Origin of the sequence: Flavobacterium profundi, assembly GCF_006491645.1 — a bacterium.
GTDB classification, from domain to species: Bacteria; Bacteroidota; Bacteroidia; order Flavobacteriales; family Flavobacteriaceae; genus Flavobacterium; species Flavobacterium profundi.
In genome coordinates this window covers 1-23782 of the sequence record NZ_VDCZ01000020.1, presented here as the reverse complement: position 1 = coordinate 23782, position 23782 = coordinate 1, and the positions used below count along the sequence as shown (strand labels likewise).

Annotated in this window: 30 protein-coding genes, 3 tRNA genes and 1 riboswitch; of the genes, 18 read left to right on the top strand and 15 right to left on the bottom strand. The window is 31.4% G+C overall.

The window, feature by feature from the left end; translation table 11 throughout:
* Window positions 1–34: 34 nt before the first annotated feature.
* From FHG05_RS17860 to FHG05_RS17850, 3 genes are read left to right on the top strand one after another with little or no spacing between them, the layout of a single operon-like run.
* Entirely contained in the window at window positions 35–424 is a 390-nt protein-coding gene (locus tag FHG05_RS17860) for an RNA-binding S4 domain-containing protein (RefSeq protein ID WP_140999494.1), read from the top strand.
* Window positions 393–989 carry a TPMT family class I SAM-dependent methyltransferase gene (locus FHG05_RS17855; RefSeq protein WP_232338114.1) on the top strand — a complete coding sequence of 199 codons (597 nt, stop codon included), beginning with the start codon at window positions 393–395 and terminating at the stop codon, window positions 987–989. Before FHG05_RS17860 ends, FHG05_RS17855 begins: the two co-directional genes overlap by 32 nt.
* Window positions 990–994: 5 nt before the next feature.
* Window positions 995–1489: a phosphoribosyltransferase family protein gene (locus FHG05_RS17850; RefSeq protein WP_140999493.1), complete on the top strand. Its 495-nt coding sequence runs from the start codon at window positions 995–997 to the stop codon at window positions 1487–1489.
* Here FHG05_RS17850 and FHG05_RS17845 read toward each other — a convergent pair.
* Entirely contained in the window at window positions 1481–1996 is a 516-nt protein-coding gene (locus FHG05_RS17845) for a shikimate kinase (protein WP_157504323.1), read from the bottom strand. The two genes, FHG05_RS17850 and FHG05_RS17845, sit on opposite strands and share 9 nt — an antisense overlap.
* A 129-nt stretch (window positions 1997–2125) precedes the next feature.
* On the opposite strand from FHG05_RS17845, the gene FHG05_RS17840 reads away from it, so the two are divergent.
* From FHG05_RS17840 to FHG05_RS17830, 3 genes are all read left to right on the top strand, one after another.
* A tRNA-Lys gene (locus FHG05_RS17840) sits at window positions 2126–2198 on the top strand.
* Window positions 2199–2222: 24 nt separating this feature from the next.
* Window positions 2223–2295, top strand: a tRNA-Lys gene (locus tag FHG05_RS17835).
* Between the two features lie 42 nt (window positions 2296–2337).
* Window positions 2338–2419 (top strand) — tRNA-Leu (locus FHG05_RS17830).
* Between the two features lie 64 nt (window positions 2420–2483).
* Here the strand turns inward: FHG05_RS17830 and FHG05_RS17825 are convergent.
* The 4 genes from FHG05_RS17825 to FHG05_RS17810 all read right to left on the bottom strand — a co-directional run bounded on the left by FHG05_RS17825 (window position 2484) and on the right by FHG05_RS17810 (window position 4560).
* Entirely contained in the window at window positions 2484–3011 is a 528-nt protein-coding gene (locus FHG05_RS17825) for a DUF4252 domain-containing protein (RefSeq protein WP_140999491.1), read from the bottom strand.
* Between the two features lie 80 nt (window positions 3012–3091).
* A complete protein-coding gene (locus tag FHG05_RS17820; RefSeq protein WP_140999490.1) occupies window positions 3092–3619 on the bottom strand; it encodes a DUF4252 domain-containing protein in 528 nt (175 codons plus the stop codon).
* Window positions 3620–3626: 7 nt separating this feature from the next.
* Window positions 3627–4064: a hypothetical protein gene (locus tag FHG05_RS17815; protein ID WP_140999489.1), complete on the bottom strand. Its 438-nt coding sequence runs from the start codon at window positions 4062–4064 to the stop codon at window positions 3627–3629.
* Window positions 4045–4560 (bottom strand): RNA polymerase sigma factor, encoded by a 516-nt coding sequence (locus tag FHG05_RS17810; RefSeq protein WP_140999488.1) that lies wholly within the window; start codon window positions 4558–4560, stop codon window positions 4045–4047. Before FHG05_RS17810 ends, FHG05_RS17815 begins: the two co-directional genes overlap by 20 nt.
* Window positions 4561–4730: 170 nt before the next feature.
* Here FHG05_RS17810 and FHG05_RS17805 point away from each other — a divergent pair, with 170 nt between their 5' ends.
* Window positions 4731–6152, top strand: a complete 1422-nt coding sequence (locus FHG05_RS17805; protein WP_140999487.1) for a S41 family peptidase — start codon at window positions 4731–4733, stop codon at window positions 6150–6152.
* A gap of 61 nt (window positions 6153–6213) precedes the next feature.
* On the opposite strand, the gene FHG05_RS17800 is transcribed toward FHG05_RS17805, so the two are convergent.
* The 7 genes from FHG05_RS17800 to FHG05_RS17770 all read right to left on the bottom strand — a co-directional run bounded on the left by FHG05_RS17800 (window position 6214) and on the right by FHG05_RS17770 (window position 13459).
* A complete protein-coding gene (locus FHG05_RS17800) occupies window positions 6214–8145 on the bottom strand; it encodes a TonB-dependent receptor plug domain-containing protein (RefSeq protein WP_140999485.1) in 1932 nt (643 codons plus the stop codon).
* An 80-nt stretch (window positions 8146–8225) separates the two neighbouring features.
* A riboswitch (cobalamin riboswitch) is annotated at window positions 8226–8476 on the bottom strand.
* A 188-nt stretch (window positions 8477–8664) separates the two neighbouring features.
* Window positions 8665–9195: an alpha-ribazole phosphatase gene (gene cobC, locus FHG05_RS17795; protein ID WP_140999483.1), complete on the bottom strand. Its 531-nt coding sequence runs from the start codon at window positions 9193–9195 to the stop codon at window positions 8665–8667.
* Window positions 9180–9962: an adenosylcobinamide-GDP ribazoletransferase gene (locus tag FHG05_RS17790; protein ID WP_140999481.1), complete on the bottom strand. Its 783-nt coding sequence runs from the start codon at window positions 9960–9962 to the stop codon at window positions 9180–9182. Before FHG05_RS17790 ends, cobC begins: the two co-directional genes overlap by 16 nt.
* Window positions 9963–9974: 12 nt before the next feature.
* Window positions 9975–11651 carry a nicotinate-nucleotide--dimethylbenzimidazole phosphoribosyltransferase gene (cobT, locus tag FHG05_RS17785; RefSeq protein WP_140999479.1) on the bottom strand — a complete coding sequence of 559 codons (1677 nt, stop codon included), beginning with the start codon at window positions 11649–11651 and terminating at the stop codon, window positions 9975–9977.
* Between the two features lie 214 nt (window positions 11652–11865).
* Window positions 11866–12510 (bottom strand): Dph6-related ATP pyrophosphatase, encoded by a 645-nt coding sequence (locus FHG05_RS17780; RefSeq protein WP_140999477.1) that lies wholly within the window; start codon window positions 12508–12510, stop codon window positions 11866–11868.
* A 5-nt stretch (window positions 12511–12515) separates the two neighbouring features.
* A complete protein-coding gene (locus tag FHG05_RS17775) occupies window positions 12516–13022 on the bottom strand; it encodes a bifunctional adenosylcobinamide kinase/adenosylcobinamide-phosphate guanylyltransferase (RefSeq protein ID WP_140999475.1) in 507 nt (168 codons plus the stop codon).
* Between the two features lie 74 nt (window positions 13023–13096).
* Window positions 13097–13459, bottom strand: coding sequence for a cysteine-rich CWC family protein (locus FHG05_RS17770; protein WP_140999473.1), 363 nt, complete (start codon window positions 13457–13459; stop codon window positions 13097–13099).
* 80 nt (window positions 13460–13539) lie between these two features.
* On the opposite strand from FHG05_RS17770, the gene FHG05_RS17765 reads away from it, so the two are divergent.
* The 6 genes from FHG05_RS17765 (at window position 13540) to FHG05_RS18560 (ending at window position 19255) form a co-directional block, all read left to right on the top strand.
* Entirely contained in the window at window positions 13540–14676 is a 1137-nt protein-coding gene (locus FHG05_RS17765; RefSeq protein WP_140999471.1) for an ABC transporter substrate-binding protein, read from the top strand.
* Window position 14677: 1 nt separating this feature from the next.
* Window positions 14678–15700: an iron ABC transporter permease gene (locus tag FHG05_RS17760; RefSeq protein ID WP_235889692.1), complete on the top strand. Its 1023-nt coding sequence runs from the start codon at window positions 14678–14680 to the stop codon at window positions 15698–15700.
* Between the two features lie 354 nt (window positions 15701–16054).
* Window positions 16055–17092 (top strand): tyrosine-type recombinase/integrase, encoded by a 1038-nt coding sequence (locus FHG05_RS17755; RefSeq protein ID WP_140999469.1) that lies wholly within the window; start codon window positions 16055–16057, stop codon window positions 17090–17092.
* A 127-nt stretch (window positions 17093–17219) separates the two neighbouring features.
* The gene (locus FHG05_RS17750) at window positions 17220–17897 is read left to right on the top strand and encodes a hypothetical protein (RefSeq protein WP_157504321.1); all 678 of its coding nucleotides are present in this window, start codon (window positions 17220–17222) and stop codon (window positions 17895–17897) included.
* Window positions 17898–18065: 168 nt separating this feature from the next.
* Window positions 18066–18389, top strand: a complete 324-nt coding sequence (locus FHG05_RS17745; protein ID WP_140999465.1) for a hypothetical protein — start codon at window positions 18066–18068, stop codon at window positions 18387–18389.
* 14 nt (window positions 18390–18403) lie between these two features.
* Complete coding sequence (locus tag FHG05_RS18560) at window positions 18404–19255, top strand: hypothetical protein (protein WP_198172275.1); 852 nt, start codon at window positions 18404–18406, stop codon at window positions 19253–19255.
* Between the two features lie 219 nt (window positions 19256–19474).
* Here FHG05_RS18560 and FHG05_RS17735 read toward each other — a convergent pair whose 3' ends face one another.
* A complete protein-coding gene (locus FHG05_RS17735) occupies window positions 19475–20035 on the bottom strand; it encodes a hypothetical protein (RefSeq protein ID WP_140999463.1) in 561 nt (186 codons plus the stop codon).
* A 67-nt stretch (window positions 20036–20102) separates the two neighbouring features.
* Between FHG05_RS17735 and FHG05_RS17730 the strand changes: the two genes are divergently transcribed.
* From FHG05_RS17730 to FHG05_RS17715, 5 genes are all read left to right on the top strand, one after another.
* Window positions 20103–20822: an SHOCT domain-containing protein gene (locus FHG05_RS17730; protein WP_140999462.1), complete on the top strand. Its 720-nt coding sequence runs from the start codon at window positions 20103–20105 to the stop codon at window positions 20820–20822.
* A 170-nt stretch (window positions 20823–20992) separates the two neighbouring features.
* Window positions 20993–21430, top strand: coding sequence for a hotdog fold thioesterase (locus FHG05_RS17725; protein WP_140999460.1), 438 nt, complete (start codon window positions 20993–20995; stop codon window positions 21428–21430).
* A gap of 230 nt (window positions 21431–21660) precedes the next feature.
* Window positions 21661–22146 carry a lipocalin-like domain-containing protein gene (locus FHG05_RS17720; RefSeq protein WP_140999459.1) on the top strand — a complete coding sequence of 162 codons (486 nt, stop codon included), beginning with the start codon at window positions 21661–21663 and terminating at the stop codon, window positions 22144–22146.
* 11 nt (window positions 22147–22157) lie between these two features.
* Window positions 22158–22307, top strand: a complete 150-nt coding sequence (locus tag FHG05_RS18510; protein ID WP_157504319.1) for a hypothetical protein — start codon at window positions 22158–22160, stop codon at window positions 22305–22307.
* 35 nt (window positions 22308–22342) lie between these two features.
* The gene (locus FHG05_RS17715) at window positions 22343–22852 is read left to right on the top strand and encodes a hypothetical protein (protein WP_140999457.1); all 510 of its coding nucleotides are present in this window, start codon (window positions 22343–22345) and stop codon (window positions 22850–22852) included.
* A gap of 266 nt (window positions 22853–23118) precedes the next feature.
* Here FHG05_RS17715 and FHG05_RS18555 read toward each other — a convergent pair whose 3' ends face one another.
* Both FHG05_RS18555 and FHG05_RS17710 read right to left on the bottom strand, forming a co-directional pair.
* Window positions 23119–23289 (bottom strand): hypothetical protein, encoded by a 171-nt coding sequence (locus FHG05_RS18555; RefSeq protein ID WP_157504317.1) that lies wholly within the window; start codon window positions 23287–23289, stop codon window positions 23119–23121.
* Window positions 23279–23521: a hypothetical protein gene (locus FHG05_RS17710; RefSeq protein ID WP_140999455.1), complete on the bottom strand. Its 243-nt coding sequence runs from the start codon at window positions 23519–23521 to the stop codon at window positions 23279–23281. The genes FHG05_RS18555 and FHG05_RS17710 overlap by 11 nt, the downstream gene beginning before the upstream one ends.
* Window positions 23522–23782 lie beyond the last annotated feature (261 nt).

Sequence of the window (23782 nt, the reverse complement as noted above, 5' to 3'; positions counted from 1 at the left end):
TTTGTACAAAAATTAACATTGATTTTTGAATCTAATGAGAGTAGATAAATTTTTATGGTGTACGCGATATTTTAAAACACGCAATATGGCTGCAGAAGCTATTAAAAAAGGGCATGTTAGCGTAAACGGTCAACTAGCAAAAGCTTCAAGGGAAGTGTATGCTACCGATAAAATAGTTTTACGTAAAGACCAAATCAATTATCAATTTACTATTTTAGATATTCCTCAAAGTCGTGTGGGAGCCAAATTAGTAGACGTTTATCGTAAAGATACCACTCCAGATGAAGCGTTTGCTCATTTAGAAATGCTAAAATTAAGCAAAGAATATTACCGTGCTAAAGGAGAAGGTAGGCCTACAAAAAAAGACCGAAGAGATATAGACGATTACACTAATGATATCGATTTTGATGATGATTTTGAATAAAAAGTATTGGGAAAATAGGTATCAAAATGAGGATATAGCTTGGGACACAGGTTCAATAACCCAACCTTTGAAAGAATATATCGATCAAATTAGCAATAAAAATTTAAAGATTTTAATTCCAGGAGCTGGTAATGGGCATGAATTTGATTATTTAGTTCAACAAGGTTTTTCCAATGTATGGGTGATTGACATTGCTGATTCACCTATACAAAAACTACAATCTAAGTATCCACAATTTATTGACAGAATTCAATTAGGTGATTTTTTTGATCATGCTTTCCAATATGATATCATCATCGAACAAACTTTTTTTTGTGCATTAGATCCAGAAATAAGAAAAACATATGTCTCTAAAATGTATTCTTTATTGTTTCCCAATGGAAAAATTGTCGGTCTATTGTTTGATTTCCCTTTATCTCAAGAAGGGCCACCATTTGGAGGTAGTAAAGCAGAATACCTTTCTCTTTTTTCTGAAAAATTTACTATTAAAAAATTAGAAAAAGCATATAATTCTATAAAACCTCGTGCTGGTAGAGAACTCTTTTTTATCTTTGAAAAAAAATAACACACATGCAAAATATCATTTTAACACATCAAGAAATTGAACATAAAATAAAACGTATTAGTTATCAAATTTTTGAAACCTTTGTTGATGAAAAGGAAGTTATTATTGCTGGAATTACCAAAAACGGATATATACTAGCAGAAAAAATTGCTTCTGAGTTAAAAAAAATATCAGACTTAAATGTTATTTTGTGTGAAGTACATTTAAATAAACAAAACCCACAAGAAGCGGTTACCACATCTATTTCGAGCTCTGTTTACTCCAATAAATCTATAATTTTGGTGGATGATGTATTAAATTCAGGTACCACTTTAATTTATGGTGTAAAACATTTCTTAGAAGTTCCTTTACGAAAGTTTAAAACTGCAGTTTTAGTAGACCGTAATCATAAAAAATACCCTGTAAAAGCAGATTTTAAAGGATTATCACTTTCAACTTCTTTACAAGAACACATACAAGTGGTCTTCGAAGAAGAAAACAGCTATGCCTATTTAAGTTAATCTTTCTTGCAGCTCTTTTATAATAGCTTCCACATTCTTTGCATCGATGGAAATCACTTCTTTGGATTGAAGATAATAATAACTTCTATCAAACAGATGTTTTTTAATATAATCTTCTAGTTCTGCTTCTGTCAAATTAGCAATTAACGGCCTATTTTCTTTTTCTTTTAGCAATCGATTTGCTAAAGTACCTACAGAACCCTTCAAATAAAACGATTGTACGCTGTTTTGTTGTAAGATTTCATGATTATTAGCATAACATGGAGTTCCGCCTCCTAAAGCCAAAATAAAGCTCTCATTATTGTTTACAAAATTTCTAAATAGAATACTTTCAATTTTTCTGAAATAGATCTCCCCTTTCTTCTTAAAAATATTTTTTACGCTCTCTTTTTCTGTTTCTTCAATGATTTTATCTAAATCATAAAAGGGAATTCCTACAATTTTAGATAATTCTTTCCCTATTGTTGATTTACCAGAACCCATATAACCTACTAAAATTATTTTCATGATTTAATAATTCCTTTAAAATTAAGCAGTTAAAAAATAATATTAAAAAAAAGACAAATTTATAAGAAAAAACCATTGGAAAATAAATTTTAGTTAATATATTTGCACCCGCATTCAAGGAAACAAAATGACTTGGTAGCTCAGTTGGTAGAGCACATCACTTTTAATGATGGGGTCCTGGGTTCGAGCCCCAGCCAGGTCACTAATTTTATTTCTTAATGCATTCGACTTGGTAGCTCAGTTGGTAGAGCACATCACTTTTAATGATGGGGTCCTGGGTTCGAGCCCCAGCCAGGTCACTAAAAAAGTTATTCGTTCTTCGAATAGCTTTTTTTGTTTTAGGCCATGTGGAGGAATTGGTAGACTCGCCATCTTGAGGGGGTGGTGTCGCAAGACGTGTCAGTTCGAATCTGATCATGGTCACTTGAAAACATAAAAAAAGTCCCACATTGGGGACTTTTTTTATTTCTAACTTGCATTATTTCTTTTATTTCACAAAACCTTGTAAAGGCTTTAATTGGTCTAAATCTATTTCTGCTTTTTGAAGAAGTCCCATTAAATTCATAATATAACTCGGATTCATATCATTTCCTAAAATACGCACAACCGCAAAACCTGTTTCTTTTCCCGTTGCAAAAAGTACAAACTCATCAATGTGTTCTTCCTCTCCTACAAAATAAATAGCACCTCCATTACTTCCAGACCCCATTCGCATCAATTCTTGATATTTTTCATCTTTTAAAAGCGACTTTACTTTTTGGCTTTCTGTTTCGTATTTTACATCATTTAAAGAATCTTTCTTAAACGCAATGATATTCATCTTTTCAAAAGATTGTAAGGCATCTTTATCTTGTTGCGATAAAGTCATTTTTTCTGTATTAATTACCGAAGAACCTAAATCTACTGCAATAAAGTCAGAAGATTCAGAATTTTCAACAAAATATTTTTGCAAACTGGGTTCGTTATTACAACTAAATAAGAACAAACTAAGCAATAACATTATATATGATTTCATTTTTTATAATTTTAAAAGACAACAACATATTTCTTTACAAACACATTGTTGTCTGTTTTAGTAATACTATGGATTATACTTTATTTTTTAGAAGCTTTCTTCAATTCTTTACCACCTGGCAAGTTCATTTTTTCTGTAAGAGCCGAAATTTCATCTAAATTAAAGTTCCCTGTTAACGATAACACAATAGCCTGATTGTCTTTATCACCAGGTGATTCAATGAACATCAATAATTCTTTCACTATATTAGCAGAAGCACCTGATTTCACATAAATGTTTACTTTTTTTCCATCATCATTCACACGCATTAATTCTTCCAATGGATTCGATTTCAAATAACTGGTTACCGTTCCTTTCATATCACCTGCTAATTTTGCATCACCAGTCATGAATACTTTTAGATTCTCTAGTTTTTTCAACAAATCCATATATTGTTGTGCTTCAGAATCTTTAACATCCACCTTTACTTTACTCATTAACTCAAACATTTTCTTGTTCACTATAACCGTAGTTACATTATCCTTATCCTCATATTTATCAAAAACCGATTGCGAAAAGGTCACGGATGTAAAGGCAATAAATACTATACTTAAAATTAAATTTCTCATTTTCTTTTTATTTAAAAATTGTTTTGGTTGTTTTATCATACTCTTTTAAAATGGCTACACTTTCTACTCCCTGATTCACTTCTTGTGAGAGCATTTCAAGTGCTTTTTGTGTTTCTACAAATGCTTCTTCAGGATCAGAATAGGTACCTAAATCAGTAGTTGTTTCCTCACTATAAAAATAATGCATGGTTCCTAAGAGAACAGCAACTGCCGCTGCAACGCCTATCCATTTCACATACGATTGTTTTTGAGTTTGTAATGGTAGTGCTTTAGTAAATTGCTCACTCTTTTGGTGTTCAAAATAGCTAAACAATGGCTTGTACTGAACCAAATGTGACGCTATTTCATTAGAAGAAAAATAGGCCTTTAATTGTTTTTCTTCTAGAATACTTGAAGTGCCCTCCAAATATTTTTCTAATGCTATTTCAACTGCTTTTAATTCCATAACTATGCTTTTCTAATAACTTCTCTCTAATCGTTTTTCTCGCTCTTGAAAGCGCCACTCTAACGGCTGTTTCATTCATATCGAGAACAGAGGCTATTTCATTAAATTCATATTCTTCCACATCTCTCATTTGGATGATAATCTTTTGTTGCTCTGGCAGATCATTTATAATTTTTTCTACCCAGTTCCAACTATCTCTATCTTCAATTTGCTTATCAATACCTGGAGAATGATCTCCGTAATTACTATGCACTAATTGCAAATTTGATGCCCTTTTCGATTTTAATTGGTCTAAACAATAGTTTTTAGTCATTGTCATTGCTAAGGCTTCAACACTATTGTATTTCTGAAGGCCTTCGTTTTTATTCCACAGTCGAACTAAAACTTCTTGCGTGGCATCTTCAGCTTCTTCAATACTAACTAACAACCGTTTAGCTACCCTAAAAATCTTGTCTTTAAAAGGAGATATAATTTGTAAAAACTCCTGTTGTTTCATTTTGATTAGCTTGGTTTAAAGTAAAGACGAATGTAAATTAATTTTGTTACATTAAAAAATAACCCTATTTTTATTTACTATTATTTATGAGCTATGAAAAGGGCATCGTTACTAAATAAAATTTTATTGTTCAACACGATTCCCGAACTATTAATAAACAAATTGTTAGTATGAAAAAGAAAATTGTTTTATTTTCAGCAGTATTATTTTTAGGAATTGCAGCAATTAGCTGTAATGATGACTTTGATGATTTTCCTCAGAGTCGATCAATAAATGAATTTATTTGGAATGGGTTAAACCAATATTATTATTGGTTAGAAGATTCTCCAGATTTAGCAGATAATCGTTTTGCATCAGACGGTGATTTTCAAGCTTTTTTAAGCACCTATTCCGCTCCAGAAGACTTATTTGACCATTTATTAGTGGATTCTCAAACCGATCGCTTTAGTGTGCTTTTTTCAGATTACACCCTTTTAGAACAAGCCTTATCAGGAACCCAAAAGAACAATGGAGTAGATTATGAATTGCGTTATAAAAGCGGTAGCACAACAGAAATTTTTGGATGGGTAAGATATATATTACCTAATTCTGATGCTGCAACTAAAAACATTCAAAGAGGTGACATTTTTTATGCTGTTAATGGAACTCCTTTAACCAATACCAATTATAGTAGTTTATTATCTAATGATACGTATACCTTAAATTTAGCCGATTATGATAATGGTAATATTACTCCCAATGGAAATTCGGTGTCGCTTACCAAAACTGCTTTCTCAGAAAATCCTGTTCATATCAAAAAAACGTTTACCATTGGCACTAAAAAAATAGGATATTTAATGTACAATGGTTTTTATTCGCAATATGAATCGGAATTAAATGACGCCTTTGTTTATTTTGCTTCAGAAGGCATTACGCATCTTGTTCTAGATTTAAGATACAATTCGGGAGGTTCTGTAAATACTGCTACGAGACTAGCTAGTATGATTACGGGACAATTCAACAATGATATTTTTGCAAAACAACAATGGAATTACAAATTACAAGCTGTTTTTGATCCGGAAGATTTACTGAATCGATTTACCACAACTTTAGGAAATGGAGCTGGTTTACAAAGCTTAAATCTTGATAAATTATATGTTATTACCTCTAAAAGAACTGCTTCTGCCAGTGAATTAGTTATAAATGGTTTAGAAGCACATATTAATGTAACTCAAATTGGTGATGCCACTACAGGTAAAAATGTAGGTTCTATTACCGTTTATGATTCGCCAACATTTAGAAAAGAAAATGTAAATCCTAATCATAAATATGCAATGCAACCTATTGTTTTGAAAATTGCAAATAAAAATGACTTTAGTGATTATGTAAATGGATTACCCGCTGATGTTTCTCAATTAGAAGATTTAGGTAATTTAGGAGTTTTAGGAGAAACTAGTGATCCGTTATTAGAAACGACTTTAAATTATATTGATACGAATGGGCGCTTTAGTATTTCTCAACCCGAACATCAATTTGAATATTTTGAAGATAGCAAATCGATACAACCATTTAGAGATGAAATGTATTTAGATCAAGTTCCCGATTTCAAGTAATAGAAATAAAAAAACGCTCCAAATGGAGCGTTTTTCTTTAACTAAGTTTAAAACAAATGTATTAGAATTGTAAGTTCAATCCTAATTTAAAGTTCCTACCTCTAGTAGAGTATCCATATTTTTCTGTAAAATCTACATCTAGTAAATTGGTTACATTCCCAAAGAAAGACACATGCTTATTCAATTTATAAGAGAGGGTTGAATGTAGGGTTTGATACGATTTTAAAACAACCTCATCATTTGAAAAACTTGAGGAATTATAAAACAAATCAATTTTATCATCTGTATATTGATATTGTGCTGTCCAAGTCAATTTTGTAGTTACAGCATAATCAAAACCTGCATTGATTTTATGTTTTGGTATTAATTGCAGTTGACTTACATTGGTTTCCACCTGAGTAAACGTATAATTAGCCGTTACCTTTATTTTTTCGAATGCAAAATAAGTAAGATTGGATTCGATTCCTTTTGCATTAATTTTATCTTCAATATTTTGATATTGTCCCCAAGGAGCAACATTTAAAGAGATAAAATCAATTTTATTTACTTCTTCTCTGTAAAATCCAACTGCATTAATTACGAATTTATTATCAAAAAAACCTTTTTCAAAACCTACTTCAACGGTTTTATCTTCTTCTGGTTTTAGATCTAAATTTCCATAAGCAGAATATAATTGGTACAAAGTAGGAGTAATATAAGCCGTGCTAAAAGAAGATAATACTCTCAACTTGTACTCTTCTAAATAAAAAGAAGGGTTTACATTATAAACTAAATTGCTTCCATATTCGCTGTGAATATTTAAACGTGCACCCGCATTTACATTCAAACCAAAATCACTATTATAAACTGCCGTAAAATAAGGGTCAATTACATTAAATTTAGTCGCTCTATTGTCTACTTCACCCCATACACCTGTTTGATACATATCCATGAATTGCGATTGCACACCTGTAATTAAGTGTATGCCTTCTGATACCTCTAATTTATTTACTAAATCTGCATTTATCGTTCTTGATTTATAATAAATTTCATCTAAAGACATGGTCCAAGTGCTATACGAATCGTAATAACGCTCTAAATTAGCAAAAGCAGCATTTAAATAAATTTCTCCTTTATTGTATTTGTATTGTGGTTTAAAACCAACTCTAACCTGTTCTGCAGCATATTTGTTAAATTCTGAATCTTGAAAAGCACCCGCATCATAATTTGAGCTGAACTTATCGTAATTTACAAAAGATTCTATATTTAATTTATCGGAAGCTTTAAATCCTATTTTTTGATTTAAGTTGATTCTAGAAAAAGGATCCCTTTCAAAATTAGTTCCTTTTGCTTCACTAATTCCGTCCACTTCTGTACTATTCAAAGCCGTATTGAAATTAAACTTACCTGTTTTAGCATTTATTGCGAAGCCTTGATTGAACTCTTGTCCGTATAAATTTGTTTTCTCAGAGGTGTTTTGAGTACCAATGTTAAAATAAGCGGTGCCATTCAATCCTTTTTTACTTGCTTTTTTTGTAGTAATATTGATAACTCCTGTAGCAGCACCAGAACCATATAAAACACTTGAAGATCCTTTTAACACTTCTATTTTTTCAATTTGTTCTACCGGTAATAATCGTAAATCATAAATAGAAGCTATAGATGTCGCATCATTTACAGGATTTCCATCAATTACAATTAAAACCTGACGACTTCTTCCGCCTCGAATGTAATATTCAAAGTTTTTACCAGCAGCGCTATTACTTCCATTAATTTCTAGTCCAGCTACTTGATTTAATACTTGCGCTACAGATTGTCCTTTTCTTGCTTCTAAATCTTTTGCAGAAATTACATCAATAATTTTACCTGATTTTTCTTTTTGTTGTTCAAATTTGGTGTCGGAAACAACTACTTCTTTTAAATTGGTTACTTGTAAAGTATCCATTTCTTGTGCATAAGAAAGTGAGGTTAAGAATGCTGCACAAGCACTCCATTTCATAAACGTTGCGTTCATTTTAGTTAATAAATAATTTTTAATAAAAGGGAGAAAAGCACAGAATTTACCCATACTCAAACTTTTTTTCCCGAAAGTTTGTTACTCATTGAATAAAGGCAGGTCTCCTGGCTTGCGTCTTGTTATTGACCTTCCCGTTGTAATTTAGAATGCTGATGTAAAAAACGTTCTAAGTTCTAAACTCTAACTTCTAAATTATCCAACAGTGGTAATGTAGATAATAACAAGCTTATTAGCTTACAGTTGCGGGTACAGCTTAGGCATTTCACCTAATTCCCTTTTAATGTTGTTTCGATTTTTCTTAACAACAACCAAAATTCGCGTGCAAATGTAGGTATTTTTTAACTATTTCCTAAATAAGAAATCAAAATCAATCTTTCTTTTTTATTTATACCAAAGAAAATTGTTTTTTACTTCTTTTTTCTCATTTTTCTAATCAAAAGGACAACTCCAACAATTACATGAAAAGCAATAATTGTATATACGGCTGCCATAAATTCTCTTGAATCTGTATTCATTTTATTTCAATATTATTTTAAAAATTGCACCAAAGTTACACTTATTTTGAAAAGCATCTTGTAACGGTAAATTTTGTTGGTAACATAAAAAACTTCGAATTACTCCAGCATGGGTAATAATAAGGACTTTTTTGATATTTTTTCTCTTTAGATCTTCTATAAAAGAGCGCACTCTATCGTATAATAAAACAAAGGATTCGCCATGAGGCACTTGAACCGAAACAAAGTCTTCCATCCATTTATTAAGTGGTTCTTTAGGTATTTCATCCCAAGATTGTAGTTCCCAATCTCCAAAATGCATTTCCATGAGACGTGCATCTGTTTGAAAATCACCATTTGAAAGAAAATCAGCTAATTGAGTACATCTTTTTAACGGACTTGAAAACACAGGAATCTCTTTAAGTAAAGGAAGTTGCTGTTTTATCTTTTCAAACTCTTGTAAGTAAGGTTCTCGTAAATCCACATCGGCTTGACCATAGCAAATTCCTTTTTCACAAATAGTTTCTGTATGTCTTACTAAATAAATCTCCATAAAACTAATAAAGAAAGATAAAAAACCACCTCACAAACTTGTTGCGTAGCACCTAAACAGTCTCCTGTATAACCTCCAATCCACTTTTTAAAATAACGTGCTAAATGTCCTCTAAAAGTGAATACAGGTAAAAGAATAAAAACTATCTTATAATTTATAGACACCCAATACACTAAAGGAAGTAAACCCCAAAAAGCCGAACCGACTACTTCTTTCCAAGTAAAGGCTTTGGCAATAGGTTTGCTTTTACTTAGTTCATCTTCCCGAACATAGTCGTGTGTAAATATAATTGTAGCCGCAGCCCATCGACTCATAGCATGAGCTGTAATAAAAAGAAACAGGATATTAATTAAATTGGTTTGAGAAGTCAGCACCTCTACAAGCGCAACATATTTTAAAAGCAATAAAAGTAGTATTCCAATGGCACCGTAAGCACCAATAGCACTATCTTTCATTATCTTTAATATTTTTTCTTTGGTCCAACCACCACCAAAACCATCACATACATCAGCAAAACCGTCTTCATGAAAAGCTCCTGTGACTAAAATACCAGTTATCATACTTAAAATAACCGATATAGAAACAGGCAAGATTTGGGAAAACCCATAAAATACAAGTCCGGAAAGAGCACCTACTATCCATCCAATCAGTGGAAAATAACGTGTGGCTTTGTTTAAATAATCAGGATTGTGCGTTATATTTTTGGGACAAGGAATTCTTGTGTAAAACATAACAGCTGTAAAAAATATAGCGATTTCTTTTTTCATTATAGGTCCAATTTATTTATTACTTACTCCTGCACTTTCAAAACTAGCCATTTCATTTAAGAAGGCTACAGCAGATTGAATTATGGGGTAAGCTACGGCACAACCACTCCCCTCACCCAACCGCATTTTCAGCTGCAAAATAGGAGTTACCTGTAAATATTCTAATAATAGTTTGTGTGCTTTTTCTTCTGAACAATGACAGAAAATAGCATTCGCTTTAATAGCAGGGTTCATTTTAAAAGCAATTAAATAGGCTACACTAGAAATAAATCCGTCTACTAAGAAGAGCATTTTATTTTGATAGGCTTGCTGCATACCGCCAGCCATTTGTAGGATTTCAAAACCACCAAAATAAGTTATTACTTCTTCTAAATCGTCTGTTCCTTTATAGTTTTGAATGGATTTTGAAAGAATCGCTATTTTATTCTCTAGTTTTTCATTGGCTACTCCTGTTCCTTTTCCGACACAAGCTTCAATTGAAAAAGGAGTTAGCATTGCCATCAACACGGAAGCAGTTGAAGTATTACCAATACCCATTTCGCCAAAACCAATACAATTAGAACCTTTTGCGTGAATTTGGTTTACCACCTCAGCTCCCATTTGAAAACACCAATCCCTTTCTTTAGAACTCATGGCAGCCGTGTGTAAAAAAGATTGGGTGCCTTTAGCCACTTTTTTATGTATCAATTGGGTTTGCGTTGGAAAATCATAATTTACACCTGCATCTACAATTTCTAAATTAATATGATGTTGGTTACAAAACACATTAATAGCGGCACCTCCTTCTAGAAAATTAGTAATCATTTGTCGGGTTACCTCTTGTGGATACGCACTAACGCCATGATTGGCAATTCCATGATCCGCTGCAAAGACTACAAGGTGAGGTGCATTTATTTGAGGTGCATCCGTTTCAAAGACTAGTCCTACTTGTAAGGCCAGTTTTTCCAAAAGACCTAAAGCTCCTTCCGGTTTGGTTTTCTGATTTATTTTGTGTTGTAATTGTTTTTTCAGTGTTTTATTTGGAGTTTGAAGAGTTGTATTTTCTTCCTTTTTTATTTTAGAAATAGCCTTACTACTGTTAATATGAGTAACATTGGCAGACCCACTTTTATCTTTCCAATTCAATTGTTGCAACATAGGTTGTTTTCCATAATCGGTTGCAGGTTTACCAATGCAAAAGTATCCTAATGGTTCAATATGTTCAGGTATATCCAACAAGGTTTTGAAGTCATAATAATTTAGAATTGAAACCCAACCCATTGAATAACCTTGTTCCGTTAGCGATAACCAAATGTTTTGAGCAGCACATACAGCACTAAATTTAATGGCTTCATTACTACCTACAGTTCCAATGGTAAATGTATTTAATACCGAACGATCGTAAGCTATCACCATTCCAACAGGTGCTTCTTCAATAGCTTCTAGTTTTAGGTTGAGATAGGCTTCTTTTTGAGCTTCTGTATCTGTGATTTCTGCTGCCTTTTCATTGTAGGTTAAAAACAAGGTCTTGATTTGTTTTTTAATTTCTCCTGCTGTAATGATATAATAGCGTGTTGCATCGGTCAGTCCAACAGAAGGTGCATGATGTCCTGCATCAATTGCTTGAGCAAGTACCTCGTCTGGAACCTCGTCTGTGGTAAAATGACGGGTATCTCTTCTTGACGTTATGATGTCATATAAATCTTTCATTGCTACTTTTAAAATCTTGTTATGGGTTCTCGATACATTTTTTACTCCATTTCATTCCATAAAAAACACTCGAACTGACGAAGAATTAACGCTATATTTTTAATACATTGTACTTGTTGTTTCAAAAGTTCTCGATACATTTTTTTTCCATTTCTTTTCATAAAAAACACTCGAACTGACGCATAATTATTATTCTAATTTATCCTACTTGAAGTTAGTCACTCCATACTATAAAACAATAGTTTTTATATGTTTTCACTTCAAAACTTGGCAATTGAATTTTATTTTCAAATAAAGGACAATCGATTACTAAGGTGTGAAACTCCCCATTTTCTCCGCAAGGATCAATATCTTTCTGTGCTAATTCATAAGCTAATTCTTTCGTAAGGATCTTTCCTAAATACCCTTCTCCCATTTGTAAATTACACGATACTATAAGTGTTTCAATGCCATTATCTATCATTTCGTGTACCAAACGAATTCTATCCTGTTGCCATAAAGGTAAGAACGCTTTTAAGTTGGCCACAGTACACACCTTTTCTTCCCATTCTCGATGTGGTTCCAAATCAATGTCACCAAAAACGACTCCTTGGATAGCATACTTCTTTTTTATTTGATGTAAAGTAGCAATATAATGTTCTTCATACTGAGACCATGCGGCTGGCACCGCCACTAAAGGCAATTGCATTTGGGCTGCCTGTTGTTCCAAAATAGCTAACGGAATGCCGTGCGAACGCGATACTTTACCGTTTTCATTCATCATATTGAGGAGCGCTGTAGGTTGTAATCCTTGTTGCACTGCTTTCATTAGTGCATAACAGCTGTCTTTACCACCACTCCACGAACTTAAAACTTTCATGTGTTTTATTTTATTGGCACTGGAATTCCAGAAACCATTAAGACTACTTTATCTGCTTTTTTAGCTAAATACTGATTCATCCAACCTTGTAACTCGGTGAATTTTCTTCCTACGTATGTTGCAGCATGTACTCCCATTCCGATTTCATTCGTAATAATAATGACCGTGATTTCTTTTTGTTCCAAGATGAGTTCGATTTCCTTTTTAGCCTGTTCAAGACAAGCCTCAACATCATTTTTAGTATCGACAAAGAAATTGGTTAACCAAAGTGTGACACAATCGATTAAAGCTACTTTTCCAGAGAAATCTATTTCGCTTAAGTGTTTCTCTTTTTCAATATTAATCCAATGTTCATCTCTATCTTTTTGATGACGGTCTATTCTTTTTTGGAAATCGCCATCCCAATTTCTTGCGGTAGCTACATACATGGGATTTTCAGATAAAGATAAGGCTAGGTCTTGTCCATATCCACTTTTTCCAGAACGTTCCCCTCCTGTTATTAAGTATATCATTTTGTAATTAGTGATTAGTAGTGTTTTGTTTTTATTATTTATTAAGACTTGTAATTCATAATTTTAATTTCTAATTAATAGGGACAGTGTCTGCATCCGTTGCCGCAACAAGTGCCTCTTTTGAGGTGAAACCATTTGGTAAACACATACATTCCATTTTCCAGATAGTAATCAATATCTTCCACTAAATGTGTGGTTTTCGGTAAGTCTTTTGCCTTATTGGTTTTACTATTTTCAGGAGTTAGGGTTACTACATATTCATTTATTCTTGTAATAGTTGCTTGCTTTAAACAATTGGGACACAAACAATCAGAATAATTGTCTAGAGAAAAAATAGGCGGTAAATCATTACACCAACATTTGATTGTTTCTGATAAATTGCCACATTCAAAAGAAGTTTGGCATTGTGCACATTTTTTTTCTCTTACTGTATTCATGTGGTAAAGATAGTGTTTCTAATTTTTAATAAAATGGAAGCGTAGAATTTTTCATACATTTGTGCAAACGAAAAAACCACATGAAATTCGCTTATAGACTTCTACTGTTACTGCCTTTTCTGTTATTAGGTTGTAAAGAAACTACTAAAAACACTCCTGTTGTTAGCAAAGTTCCTGAAAATGAAATCCAATATGCTAGTGGCTTAGCTATTTACAAATACGATGGTTATAGTGTCATAAAAGTTTTGAATCCTTGGCCAAAAGCCGAAAAAACCTTTACCTATATTTTAAAACAACAAAACGGTGTAGTGCCCGATAGTTTACACGATTATACTACCGTTACGGTTCCCTTACAAAAGTTAGTCGTTACGTCTACCACGATTATTCCTTTTTTAGAGATGTTAGACAGCGAAACGAAGCTCATTGGCTTTCCCCATACCAATTATATTTCGTCAACAAAAACCAGAGCCTTAATTGACAGTGGCAAAGTAAGAGATGTGGGACAGAATGAAAGTTTAAATATTGAATTACTCTTTGATATGCAACCCGATGCCATTGTAACCTTTGGAGTAGACAACACGAATCCTATGGTTGACAAACTGACTTCGAATGGATTACATGTATTGTTTCAAGGTGATTGGATGGAACAATCTCCATTAGGTAAAGCCGAGTGGATTAAGTTTTATGCTGCCTTATTGGGAAAAGAGAAAGAAGGAGATTCTATATTTAACTCCATTGCCAACAATTACCAACAAACCCTTACCTTAGTAAAAGACTTGGCACCCCAACAAAAAGTTTTGTATGGTTCCTTGTACAAAGACCAATGGTTTGTAGCCAGAGGGAATAGTTGGATTGCCCAGTTCTTACAAGATGCTAAAGCCGATTATTTATGGAAAGATTTACCAGGTATGGGAAGCGAACCCTTAAGTTTTGAAAGTGTGTTTGATACGGCAGCACATGCTGATGTGTGGATTACCAATGGATCGATTATGAGTTTGGATCAACTTTTAGAAGAGAATCATCATTATGCCAAGTTTGATGCTTTTCAACATAAAAACGTGTATTCTTTTGAAAGTCAAAAAGGAGCTACAGGAGGTACTATTTATTATGAAACAGCACCTAGCCGACCCGATTTGGTTTTAAAAGATTATATTAAAATCTTTCACCCTACGGTTTTACCCAATTATACCTTTACCTTTGCCAAAAAGTTAGACTAAAGTGACCAGGAAGTTTACCATATTATTAATTTGTTTAGTACTTGTTTTGGTATTTTTGACCTTATTGAATATCAGTTTAGGTTCGATTAAGATACCATTTAAAGAAGTAGCCCAAGCGTTGATTGGTAATGCAACTTCAAAAACTTCGTGGGATTATATCATTATAAACTTTAGATTACCCAAAGCAATTACTGCAATTTTAGTAGGCATTGCTTTATCTATTAGTGGCTTATTGATGCAAACGTTATTTCGAAATCCTTTAGCAGGACCTTATGTTTTAGGATTGAGTTCGGGAGCCAGTTTGGGTGTAGCCATAGTAGTATTAGGAGCAGGTATTTTACCTTTAGGGCTTTCCAAAGTATTTACCTCATCACTAGGATTAGTATTCGCTTCAGGAATAGGCAGTTCGTTAGTATTATTTGCTGTATTATTAGTATCAGAACGACTAAAAGACACCATGTATATTTTGATTGTAGGCTTGATGTTTGGTAGTTTAACTAGTGCTATCGTTTCGGTTCTTTCCTATTTTACCACCGCCGAACAGTTACAGAAATACACTTTCTGGCAGATGGGAAGTTTGGGTAATTTGAGTTGGTCCAATGTTAGTTTTTTAGCCATTGTAACCTGCATTGGTATAAGCCTTAGCTTTTTAGTTATCAAACCTTTGGATGCCCTTTTATTAGGAGAACGCTATGCGAGTAGTTTAGGCGTTAATTTTAAACGTACCCGTTACATTATTTTGTTTGCTACGAGTATTTTAGCTGGAAGTATTACAGCCTTTGTGGGTCCAATAGCCTTTATTGGGTTAGCGGTACCTCATATGGCCAAGTTGTTGTTTCAAACCAGCAATCATTTTATCTTGTTTTGGAGCACCTCTTTGTTAGGAGCCATCGTGTTATTGTTTTGCGATATAGTAGCCCAATTACCTGGGAATGATATTACACTACCCATTAATGCGATTACTTCCATTATAGGAGCTCCCATAGTGGTTTGGCTTTTGGTACGCAAAAAAAGAATCGGGTAAACCCTCTTTATATTCTTTTTTTTAGTTTTCATTTCGATAACATTACTTGGTTATTTAGGGGATTTTCATCTGTACGAAGAAAAAAGTAGTAATAAATCTTAGTTTTCCTAGAGTTGTAGCTTTAGCTGTACAACAACACTACCCGATTATAATTCCTGTATCGTGTAGCCATTGGGCTTTTTTTTCAAGAAATAAATGGTGTTTTTATCCGATATCAAAAGGTGTTATGGAAATTGTTGAGGTTATGGGTTAGTTGGTGGTTGGTGGTGTTAGATTTTACTTTTAAAACAAAGGCTTTTTTTTAAATATCTAAGTAAAAAAATAGTATTTTTGAAAGTATATAAGCCACACAAAATGAATTGGAAAGCCAAATTAATTACTCACAAAGGAATACCTCGTATTGCTGTATTTTTTGATAAAGACGTACGTTTAATTGAATATGTTAAAACTTTTAAAGGAGCAACTTGGAGTGCTTCTAAAAAATATTGGCATTTGCCTGATACTATAGCAAACAGAGCACATTTTAAAATACCTCCAACTCCAATTCTATCGGAGGAAGGCATTCGGCAATTAGAAAAATTTAAACAATGGTTACAAGCGAAAAGGTATAGTGAAAATACCATTAAAACTTATGCAGATGCACTAAAATCGTTTTTAACGTTTTATACTCACAAAACTGTTTCAGAAATTACGAATGACGATGTCATATGGTTTACCAATGAACACATTCTAAAAAACAAATTTTCCACTTCCTATCAAAATCAGATTGTAAATGCAATCAAATTATATTTTAAAACCATACGTAATGAAGTATTGATTATTGATAAAATTCATCGTCCCAAACGAGAAAAAGTATTGCCTAATGTTTTGAGTAAGGAAGAAATAAAATTCATTTTAGAAGCACCTAGCAATCTAAAACATAAAGCAATGCTCTCAATGATTTACAGTTGCGGTTTAAGACGTAGCGAATTATTGCATTTAAAACTTACAGATATTGATTCCAAAAGAGGTATTGTGCTCATTAGACAAAGTAAAGGAAAAAAAGACCGTATTGTACCCTTGTCTATCAAAATTTTAGAAATGCTACGAGTCTATTATGTACAATACAAACCTATGGTTTGGCTCTTTGAAGGACAAAATAAAGGTGTTAAATATTCTGAAAAGAGTTTACAAAGTGTTTTAAAACAAACATTGCAGAAAACTAAGATTTCAAAACCTGTCACCTTGCATTGGTTGCGACATAGTTATGCGACTCATTTATTAGAAAGCGGTACCGATTTAAGATACATACAAGAATTGCTTGGTCATAATAGTAGTAGAACAACGGAAATATATACTCATGTAAGCACAAAAAGTTTAGAACAAATAAAAAGCCCTTTTGATGATTTGTAATAGATAATTATTATTTTTGGGTAAGAAAAAAGTCTGACTGTTTTCAGACCTATCTAACAAATGGTTGTTGTATAGGTCTGAAGAAGTCAGACATATAAATAAGTTAGCAACAATTTTGAAAAAAAATATGGTAAAATCAATTATAATAATGGTCAGTGTATTTTTTATACTGAATGGTTTCAAAGCATATAAGTTCATCCAAGAAAATGTAAAAAAAATACCAAAAGCAACATTTGAACAACAATTGGATTCTTTTCAAAAGTTAGGTTTTAAATTTAATAATGGTATTACCAAAGAAAGTCTATTGGAATCTTTTGATAAATCAGAATTTGAAAATGACCCGTGGAATTTGATGTATGTTTGTTTAGGTTCTACAATTGAAAAAGAACCTTACACTCCTATTACTGACGATTGTTGGCATTTTGATGCAGAATGTATTGAAGACCATGGTTCGTATGTAGATATTCTTGAAAACTTAAAAAGAATTTCAAAAGGACAATTAAACCTTGAAAATATAAAAGATTACGTTGATATAGAAAATGAACAAGCTTGGGTTTCTTTTGATTTTGAAGGTAAAAGTTATAAATGGAATTTGAGAATTGACAATGATTGGGTTGACGGAGAGTTATTTGACAAAATTCAAGAAGTAAATTCCGTAAATAAAAACACTAAAAAATTTACAGTTTATGTTCTCGGACAAGATGCAGTAATCGGATATATGAATGATAAAGAAATATCTGAATTCAAAAAGACAACTAAAATTGAATTAAAATATCTCGAAGGTATTAATGATATTGGACAATAAAAAACTGTTGCTAACAGCGGTTACAAGTAATGGCTAGTTCAGTACTATTCCGAAAATTCTCCGAATTTTCTAAAATAAGTTTATATTTGTTATGGCTTGGTTATGGTTTACGCCACTACTTGTAGCCGCAAAACGTTGTAGGAAATTTTAAAAAAAATTACGAAAAGTATGAGAGAAAAATTATTTGAATTAGAAAGCCAGTTTCAACCGTTTCTTTTACGCAATGATTACACTTTTATTGGTCCTACTGACCCACTAATTTTAAATAATTTCTATAAATTAGTGAATAAAATTGCGCCGAGGATTGCAGTTTTACGTTCAATACATCATGCTTTAAGTAATAGAGATGCAGTCAATCAATCTCTATTATATTTGTCTGCAGAAACCGAACTTAAAATTTATGTAGTGATTTCAAATGGAATCCGTGGAGAAGTAGTTCATACAACTATTTCTGAATATTGTGCTAAAAACAATATAATTTTTAATTTTTGATAAAATAAATATATATGAAAAAATGTCCTTATTGCTTTGAAGAAATACAAGATGAAGCAAAAAAATGCAAACATTGTCATGAATTTTTAAGCACTGAAAGTAATCTTTTTAATTACCTATCAAAATCTAAAGAAAAACTTATAAAAACATATAAAGATTATAAGGACAAACAAAATGAGCACATAAAATTACCTGATGAGGATAGTTATTGGTCTGTCGGCAACACTCGTTTTGGATTGCATTATCTTGAAATGGACGGTTATGAATTTCCATTAGAATACAAATATATTTCTAATTTAATTTTCAAGTCAAATGTAATTTCAAAAGGCTTTTTGAATGAAAGAAAAGTACTTTTTGGAGTTGGTCTTCATGATAGAGATGATGAAGGTAATATACTTGATTTATCAGTTGACATACCATTAATTCAAAATAGTTGGTTTGAAGTTAAAGTAAAAAAAGATGCATTTGAAATATTAATTCTTATGTACAATCACATTTCTAAAATAACTTTTGAGGATAGATTTGACAATTACTTAAGGCTATTAAAAAAAGATGGCTTTTTTAAATATATGGATTATAAATTTTATAAAAATGGAACAATTGTAAATAAAAAAGGAAAGATAGTAGCAGATTTAAAAAATTTAAAATTAGAAGATGTTACATTTTCTAGCGAATGGAAAGGAATAAAAGTATCGGAAACTAATCCATATGAATTCAAAATTATTAATGGATTACCTCAAGTAAATTTATTTTTTGGACTGTTTGAAACTGGTCATTCTTTTAAAATTGATACGTATAGAGATAATGATATTTTTAATTTACTAATGTATTATTTCATAGAAAATAAAAGTTATCCTACAAAATAAAAACTTCCTACAACAGCGGTTAAAGTAAATGGCTTGGTCAAGAATTTTCCGAAAATTCTCCGAATTTTCTAATTTTTGTCTATTTTTGGGTTGGCTTGGTTTTGGCTCACGCCACTTTCTTTAGCCGCGGACCGTTGTGTAACAGCTTAGAAATGACGCTGAAAAATACATAATGTTTAGAAAATAAACTAAACAGAAAAATGAATTTTGATACTTTTATTATTTGTATTCTTGGAGTGAGTCTTTTAGGGAATATTGTTTGTGAAATTTACTTGGAGTGGGATATGATTGAATATTATGATTACAATCTGTGGAAGTTTTATAAAGAGTATTACAGATACAATCACTTTTTGTTCTAATGAATTGAGTATATAAAGTGATACATAAAGTAGCTAAAGCAGAAAACCAAACGGAACGTTGAAGCCAAACATTTATTTTATCGTTTTTTGATTTTTTATAGAAACCTTCAGTTTTTATCTTGTTAAAACCTTTAGACGTTATTCTGACACTTTTTTCACTATCTCTTTTTGTATCGTCGTAAGTTATTAAACCTTCTTGTTTTAAAAACTCAATACCATACTTCAAATAGTCTGTATAGGTAAAAACTTCCTCTGTAATTCTTTTAAGGTTTTTATCAGGTTTATTTATATCATAACCTTTAGATAAAACATTTTTAAATACAAACTGTTTTAAATCATCTACCGATTTACTATTATTATAATCATCTGAAAAGCAACGTAGAATAGAATCTAAAAATTTTAGGTAATTTTTATAAAACATTTTTTGAAAATTAAAAACCAAAAGTAAGAAAAGATTTTTATAAATTGCAGTTTAAATAAAACCTCTTATGAAAGAACAATTTTTATACGAAACTTTTATACCTGCAATAACAGTTGTAGTGGTAGCTTTATTGAGTGCCGAATTTGTTGGACGAAGTAAACATATCGGAAGAGGTTATTCCTTTTTTATGATGCTTGGCTTAATTCCAGGAATTATAGGATTAATATTTAGTCCATCTGCAAAAAAAGAACCTACAAAAGCAAACTCACTCTATTCAGTTTTTGGGGCATTTTTAATTTTAGCAGGTTTATATGGTTTCTATCAGGGTATTGATAATTTTTCATTTATAAACTTTTTTGTTCTATTATCCTATTTTTCTTCAGCATTCTATTGCTTTGAATTATCAAAAGGAAATGTGTTAAACAAAGAACCTAAATATTATTTTGAAGGCACAAATGAAAGAAAAGTTACTGAGACTAAGATGAAATTAGAGTCTACAATTTCAAACTTAGTAAATTTAAAAGAAAAAGGAATACTAACAGATGAAGAATATAATCAGAAAATTGGAAAAATTGAAACAGACATATCTGAACGAGAATTGAAAAACTCAACGGAATATAAACAGCTAAAAAGTTTACTTGATTCAGGAGTTTTAACAAAAGATGAGTTTGAGAATAAGATAAACTTGTTAAAAGATTCTTCTGACAAAGAAGTAGATAAAATAGAAATTAGTAAAATACTTAATTCAGCTACTGATAACTATTTGAAAGATTTAAATAATCTATAAAAAGCCGATTACACAACAGCGGTTTTGCTCAATGGCGAAGTTCAGGGTTTATCAAAAAAGTTTCGGCGAGAAACTAAAAAACAGTAATAATCGGCAGTGCTTATTCCTCGCCACTAAGCAAAGCCACAAAACGTTACCTGCAAGCTAAAAAATAATAAAACTTAAAAAAAATGACAGAACAAAACATTGAATTATTTAAACAAGTAATTGAACAACACATTCCAATTCATAAATTTTTAGGACTAAAATTATTAGTTCTTGAAAAAGGATTTGTAAAGGTTAGTGTTCCATTCAGAGACGAAGTAGTCGGAGATTTTAGAAGAAATAGATGGCACGGAGGAATTATTGCAACAATAATGGATTCTGTTGGAGGAATTGCGGGCGGAACTCACTTTAAATCTTTTGAGGATAAGTTATCTACAATTGATATAAGAGTTGATTATTTGAAAGGAGCGGAAGCATCATCAATAATTGTAGAAGGCAAAATTGTTAGATTTGGAAATAGAATACTTGTAACGAAAATGAAAGCCTTCCAAAATGATGAACTAATTGCAGAAGGTAAAGGTGTTTATAATTTTTTTCCAAAAGATAATCCGACAGAAAAGTAAAAATGTTTTCTAAAATAAAAAAGGAAATATATACTGAAATAAAAATAGCCAGCAGGTAACAGCGTGTATAAGAAATAGCGGTTTTAGTGCTAAATCAAAGGTCAGCACATATAATAAAAGTCAGTACCAAACTGAAAGTGAAATGCTTTTTAATCCGCTACTTCTCATACACGCAAAACGTTGGCAAACATTTTAACCAACTATTGTGCAAAATTTAAACAAAAAATACAATGAAAAAAATTAAGATGAATTACAAAATGTTATTAATTATTCCTTTTTTAGGAATTTCTTGTTCTTCCGATGATTCAAATGATTCCAATATTTCCGCAGAAATATTTGGAAAATGGAAAATTTCTTCTTCAAAATATGGTGGTAACATAGAAAATTTAGACCAATGTGAATTATTAGAAACTTTTGAATTTTTTGAAAACAATAAGTTAGATATAAAAGAATATGACCAAATTGGCTATAATACAAATTGTACAGAAGTAGGCAGTAATACATTATTAGACTATTCAGTAGTAAACAACGTATTAACTTATACAAATCCAACAGGTGGTTATACTGGAGGTGAATTTACTATGAAATTTTACATTCGAGAATTATCTAATCAAAACTTGAAATTAGAACTTTTTTATGAAATTGACGGATATGGTCAGGAAGGTAATGTCCCAGCTAGTGAAATTTGGATTTCTAATTGGACAAAGGTTAATTAAAAAATTATTTTATGACTGAAATACAGCGACTTGAACAAACAATTTTAGACTTAATTACAGTAATTGAAAAACTGCAAATTGACATAAAAGATCTCAAAAAATCTAATGGTGAATTAAAAATTAAACTTCACTCAGTAAATGACAAATTAGATAACTTTTAAAATCTAACATTATTAACAAAAACAAAATTTAAAAAATGAAAAAAAACAAAATCTTTTTTGCAATCCTTACACTTTGTTTAATTTTTTCGTGCGGTAAAGACGATGATGTTAATCAAGAACCAAATTTAGAAGAACAGCTAGTCGGAAAATGGAATTTAGAACAGCAATTTTACACATCTTCTAATAATGAATTTTATCCAAGCACTTGTTTTAAAAATAATTATGCCTTGGAATTTACCAGCCCTGAAAACGTAACAGAAACCTTCTGCAGAAACAACGGTGTTACAGGTTTTCAAGTCACAACATTAAATTACAGCTATAGTGTAATAGATTACACAAATGACCCCAATGTTAAAGTTTTAAGGATATTTAGCCAATCTGGTGGTTACAATGGTGGTATGCTTCAAAAAAGATACTTTATACGTTCAATTGATGAAAATAATTTAGAATTAGAGTTGTTTTTTTTATCAGATGAATTTTTAACACAAGGTTCAGCTAATTTAGAAGATAATGAAAAATTGACATTAAAACTTTCAAAACAATAATTTAAATACTATATTAAAAAACAGGATAGTTGTTGGTTGTTTTTTTTCAATATTTTTAAATTTTATTAAAATTCAGTTTTTGTATTAATATAATTTGATATCATAAAAGATTATATAAAAAACGATTTGCCAACAGCAGTTACAAGTAATGGCTAGTTCAGTAATATTCCGTAAATTCTCCGAATTTTCTAAAATAAGTTTATATTTGTTATGGCTTGGTGTTGGCTCACGCCACTACTTGTAGCCGCAAAACGTTAGCATCAATGCTACGAAAATTCTACACCACAAACATTGCATCTTAAAAGATTTTTACCAATGTAACTTCTTTGTTCTCTTGGGTGTTTGCAGTTTATTCTTTTTTCAGAATAATCCCTTGCTTTTTGTTTTGTTTCTTCTGATGTTTCAGAAATTATTTTTTTTGATATATTACTTTTCATCTTTTATTTTATAATGTTTTCTAAATTCTTTCAACATTTCTTCGTTGTTTTCTGCAATCAATGTTCCGTCAGGAAGATAATATTTACAATCTTCTATTTTTATTTTATGAAATGATAAAAAAGACATCATTTGCATAGTGTAGTCTTCTGCTATAAATGTCAAACCTCCAGCTAACCATTCATCATTGATGCTTTCGTCTAAATATTTTTGTATTTTTTCTTTTAGTGTCATAAATTAAGTTTTTAAAAACCGCACTAATGCTAACACAGGTTTGCAAAAATGGCAAGTTCGGGTTTAATTTAAAGTTGGTTTTGTGTTTGTAATGTTTTGGCAAAATCGAAAATTAAGGCTTACTTTTTGCCACTTCTGCAAGCCTGATAACGTTATAGGGCATTTTAAAAGACGACAGTAACAGATGAAAATATTAGGACTGACAATATCATTTTTACTTCTTTTTACTTCATGTAAGGAGACAAAAAAAGAGACTTTTGA

What these genes read in the sequence shown, in the direction of transcription:
- FHG05_RS17765 (WP_140999471.1), top strand. Translation starts at nt 13,540, where the DNA reads ATGAAATTCGCTTATAGACTTCTACTGTTACTGCCTTTTCTGTTATTA.
- FHG05_RS17850 (WP_140999493.1), top strand. Translation starts at nt 995, where the DNA reads ATGCAAAATATCATTTTAACACATCAAGAAATTGAACATAAAATAAAA.
- FHG05_RS17805 (WP_140999487.1), top strand. Translation starts at nt 4,731, where the DNA reads ATGAAAAAGAAAATTGTTTTATTTTCAGCAGTATTATTTTTAGGAATT.
- FHG05_RS17755 (WP_140999469.1), top strand. Translation starts at nt 16,055, where the DNA reads ATGAATTGGAAAGCCAAATTAATTACTCACAAAGGAATACCTCGTATT.
- FHG05_RS17790 (WP_140999481.1), bottom strand. Translation starts at nt 9,962, where the DNA reads ATGAAAAAAGAAATCGCTATATTTTTTACAGCTGTTATGTTTTACACA.
- FHG05_RS17770 (WP_140999473.1), bottom strand. Translation starts at nt 13,459, where the DNA reads ATGAATACAGTAAGAGAAAAAAAATGTGCACAATGCCAAACTTCTTTT.
- FHG05_RS18560 (WP_198172275.1), top strand. Translation starts at nt 18,404, where the DNA reads ATGAAAAAATGTCCTTATTGCTTTGAAGAAATACAAGATGAAGCAAAA.
- FHG05_RS17780 (WP_140999477.1), bottom strand. Translation starts at nt 12,510, where the DNA reads ATGAAAGTTTTAAGTTCGTGGAGTGGTGGTAAAGACAGCTGTTATGCA.
- FHG05_RS17820 (WP_140999490.1), bottom strand. Translation starts at nt 3,619, where the DNA reads ATGAGAAATTTAATTTTAAGTATAGTATTTATTGCCTTTACATCCGTG.
- FHG05_RS18555 (WP_157504317.1), bottom strand. Translation starts at nt 23,289, where the DNA reads ATGAAAAGTAATATATCAAAAAAAATAATTTCTGAAACATCAGAAGAA.
- FHG05_RS17720 (WP_140999459.1), top strand. Translation starts at nt 21,661, where the DNA reads ATGAAAAAAATTAAGATGAATTACAAAATGTTATTAATTATTCCTTTT.
- FHG05_RS17730 (WP_140999462.1), top strand. Translation starts at nt 20,103, where the DNA reads ATGAAAGAACAATTTTTATACGAAACTTTTATACCTGCAATAACAGTT.
- FHG05_RS17825 (WP_140999491.1), bottom strand. Translation starts at nt 3,011, where the DNA reads ATGAAATCATATATAATGTTATTGCTTAGTTTGTTCTTATTTAGTTGT.
- FHG05_RS17750 (WP_157504321.1), top strand. Translation starts at nt 17,220, where the DNA reads ATGGTAAAATCAATTATAATAATGGTCAGTGTATTTTTTATACTGAAT.
- cobC (WP_140999483.1), bottom strand. Translation starts at nt 9,195, where the DNA reads ATGGAGATTTATTTAGTAAGACATACAGAAACTATTTGTGAAAAAGGA.
- FHG05_RS17775 (WP_140999475.1), bottom strand. Translation starts at nt 13,022, where the DNA reads ATGATATACTTAATAACAGGAGGGGAACGTTCTGGAAAAAGTGGATAT.
- cobT (WP_140999479.1), bottom strand. Translation starts at nt 11,651, where the DNA reads ATGAAAGATTTATATGACATCATAACGTCAAGAAGAGATACCCGTCAT.
- FHG05_RS17855 (WP_232338114.1), top strand. Translation starts at nt 393, where the DNA reads ATGATATCGATTTTGATGATGATTTTGAATAAAAAGTATTGGGAAAAT.
- FHG05_RS18510 (WP_157504319.1), top strand. Translation starts at nt 22,158, where the DNA reads ATGACTGAAATACAGCGACTTGAACAAACAATTTTAGACTTAATTACA.
- FHG05_RS17845 (WP_157504323.1), bottom strand. Translation starts at nt 1,996, where the DNA reads ATGAAAATAATTTTAGTAGGTTATATGGGTTCTGGTAAATCAACAATA.
- FHG05_RS17710 (WP_140999455.1), bottom strand. Translation starts at nt 23,521, where the DNA reads ATGACACTAAAAGAAAAAATACAAAAATATTTAGACGAAAGCATCAAT.
- FHG05_RS17735 (WP_140999463.1), bottom strand. Translation starts at nt 20,035, where the DNA reads ATGTTTTATAAAAATTACCTAAAATTTTTAGATTCTATTCTACGTTGC.
- FHG05_RS17715 (WP_140999457.1), top strand. Translation starts at nt 22,343, where the DNA reads ATGAAAAAAAACAAAATCTTTTTTGCAATCCTTACACTTTGTTTAATT.
- FHG05_RS17860 (WP_140999494.1), top strand. Translation starts at nt 35, where the DNA reads ATGAGAGTAGATAAATTTTTATGGTGTACGCGATATTTTAAAACACGC.
- FHG05_RS17800 (WP_140999485.1), bottom strand. Translation starts at nt 8,145, where the DNA reads ATGAACGCAACGTTTATGAAATGGAGTGCTTGTGCAGCATTCTTAACC.
- FHG05_RS17745 (WP_140999465.1), top strand. Translation starts at nt 18,066, where the DNA reads ATGAGAGAAAAATTATTTGAATTAGAAAGCCAGTTTCAACCGTTTCTT.
- FHG05_RS17815 (WP_140999489.1), bottom strand. Translation starts at nt 4,064, where the DNA reads ATGGAATTAAAAGCAGTTGAAATAGCATTAGAAAAATATTTGGAGGGC.
- FHG05_RS17810 (WP_140999488.1), bottom strand. Translation starts at nt 4,560, where the DNA reads ATGAAACAACAGGAGTTTTTACAAATTATATCTCCTTTTAAAGACAAG.
- FHG05_RS17725 (WP_140999460.1), top strand. Translation starts at nt 20,993, where the DNA reads ATGACAGAACAAAACATTGAATTATTTAAACAAGTAATTGAACAACAC.